Below are 2,951 nucleotides of genomic sequence, written 5' to 3' on the forward strand. Positions count from 1 at the left end.
CGACTGTTTGGGGTTGTATAGTCAAGTAATTAAGTGCATGTGGTGGATGCCTTGGCAGTCAGAGGCGATGAAAGACGTAATAGCCTGCGATAAGCTCCGGGGAGGCGGCAAATATCCTGTGATCCGGAGATTTCTGAATGGGGAAACCCACTTACCATAAGGTAGGTATTGCATGATGAATACATAGTCATGCAAGGCGAACGAGGGGAAGTGAAACATCTCAGTACCCTTAGGAAAAGAAATCAATTGAGATTCCCTTAGTAGCGGCGAGCGAACGGGGAAAAGCCCATTAAGTCATATAAGTTCTAGTGGAATGCTCTGGGAAGTGCAACCGTAGTGGGTGATAGTCCTGTACACGAAAGGGCTTATATGATGATGTCGAGTAGGGCGGGGCACGTGAAACCTTGTCTGAATATGGGGGGACCATCCTCCAAGGCTAAATACTCCTGACTGACCGATAGTGAACCAGTACCGTGAGGGAAAGGCGAAAAGAACCCCTGTGAGGGGAGTGAAATAGATCCTGAAACCGCATGCATACAAGCAGTGGGAGCCGGCATTGTGTCCGGTGACTGCGTACCTTTTGTATAATGGGTCAGCGACTTACATTCAGTAGCAAGGTTAACCGTATAGGGGAGCCGTAGGGAAACCGAGTCTTAATAGGGCGTTTAGTTGCTGGGTGTAGACCCGAAACCGGGTGATCTATCCATGAGCAGGTTGAAGGTTGGGTAACACTAACTGGAGGACCGAACCCACTGTCGTTGAAAAGCCAGGGGATGACTTGTGGATAGGGGTGAAAGGCTAATCAAACTCGGTGATAGCTGGTTCTCCCCGAAAGCTATTTAGGTAGCGCCTCGGACGAATACCATTGGGGGTAGAGCACTGTTTCGGCTAGGGGGTCATCCCGACTTACCAAACCGATGCAAACTCCGAATACCAATGAGTACTATCCGGGAGACAGACTGCGGGTGCTAACGTCCGTAGTCAAGAGGAAAACAATCCAGACCGCCAGCTAAGGCCCCAAAATTATAGTTAAGTGGGAAACGATGTGGGAAGGCATAGACAGCTAGGAGGTTGGCTTAGAAGCAGCCACCCTTTAAAGAAAGCGTAATAGCTCACTAGTCGAGTCGGCCTGCGCGGAAGATGTAACGGGGCTAAAACTATATGCCGAAGCTGCGGATTTGCAATTTATTGCAAGTGGTAGGGGAGCGTTCTGTAAGCCGATGAAGGTGGATTGAGAAGTCTGCTGGAGGTATCAGAAGTGCGAATGCTGACGTGAGTAACGACAATGCGAGTGAAAAACTCGCACGCTGAAAGACCAAGGGTTCCAGTCCAACGTTAATCGGGGCTGGGTGAGTCGACCCCTAAGGCGAGGCCGAGAGGCGTAGTCGATGGGAAATTGGTTAATATTCCAATACTTCTGTGTAATGCGATGAGAGGACGGAGAAGGTTAAGTCAGCCTGGCGATGGTTGTCCAGGTGAAAGGTTGTAGGCATGTATCTTAGGCAAATCCGGGGTACTCTATGCTGAGAACTGATAGCAAGCTGTACTTGTACAGCGAAGTGGCTGATACCATACTTCCAGGAAAAGTCTCTAAGCTTCAGTTACACAGGAATCGTACCCGAAACCGACACAGGTGGTCAGGTCGAGTAGACCAAAGCGCTTGAGAGAACTCTGCTGAAGGAACTAGGCAAAATGGTACCGTAACTTCGGGAGAAGGTACGCTGTCGACGGTGATTCCCCTCGCGGGATGAGCGGTTGACAGCCACAGAAACCAGGCCCCTGCAACTGTTTATTAAAAACATAGCACTCTGCAAACACGAAAGTGGACGTATAGGGTGTGATGCCTGCCCGGTGCTGGAAGGTTAATTGATGGGGTTAGCGTAAGCGAAGCTCTTGATCGAAGCCCCAGTAAACGGCGGCCGTAACTATAACGGTCCTAAGGTAGCGAAATTCCTTGTCGGGTAAGTTCCGACCTGCACGAATGGCATAATGATGGGGGCGCTGTCTCCAGCAGAGACTCAGTGAAATCGAAATCGCCGTGAAGATGCGGTGTACCCGCGGCTAGACGGAAAGACCCCGTGAACCTTTACTGCAGCTTGACATTGAACTTTGATCTTACTTGTGTAGGATAGGTGGGAGGCTTTGAAACCAGGACGCTAGTTCTGGTGGAGCCAATCTTGAAATACCACCCTGGTAATATTGAGGTTCTAACTCTGCTCCATAATCTGGAGCGAGGACCATGTCTGGTGGGTAGTTTGACTGGGGCGGTCTCCTCCTAAAGAGTAACGGAGGAGTACGAAGGTGCGCTCAGCGTGGTCGGAAATCACGCGTAGAGTATAAAGGCAAAAGCGCGCTTAACTGCGAGACCCACAAGTCGAGCAGGTACGAAAGTAGGTCTTAGTGATCCGGTGGTTCTGTATGGAAGGGCCATCGCTCAACGGATAAAAGGTACTCTGGGGATAACAGGCTGATACCGCCCAAGAGTTCATATCGACGGCGGTGTTTGGCACCTCGATGTCGGCTCATCTCATCCTGGGGCTGAAGCAGGTCCCAAGGGTATGGCTGTTCGCCATTTAAAGAGGTACGCGAGCTGGGTTTAGAACGTCGTGAGACAGTTCGGTCCCTATCTACCGTGGGCGCTGGAAATTTGAGAGGATCTGCTCCTAGTACGAGAGGACCAGAGTGGACGAACCTCTGGTGTACCGGTTGTGACGCCAGTCGCATCGCCGGGTAGCTATGTTCGGAAGGGATAACCGCTGAAAGCATCTAAGCGGGAAGCCTACCTCAAGATAAGATTTCCCAAGGACTTTATGTCCTCTAAAGAGCCGTTGAAGACTACAACGTTGATAGGTTGGATGTGGAAGTGCAGTGATGCATGAAGCTGACCAATACTAATTACTCGTGAGGCTTGACTATACAACACCCAAACAGTTGTATGGTTCGATTGAATC

The 2,951-nt window shown here is 50.4% G+C and carries 1 rRNA gene; it reads left to right on the forward strand.

Going from position 1 to position 2,951, the window contains the following annotated elements:
- The first annotated feature begins 19 nt into the window (after positions 1-19).
- Positions 20-2,916 (forward strand): 23S ribosomal RNA (locus tag HLH16_RS00695).
- Positions 2,917-2,951 lie beyond the last annotated feature (35 nt).

Origin of the sequence: Acinetobacter sp. ANC 5378, assembly GCF_013004315.1 — a bacterium.
GTDB lineage: Bacteria > Pseudomonadota > Gammaproteobacteria > Pseudomonadales > Moraxellaceae > Acinetobacter.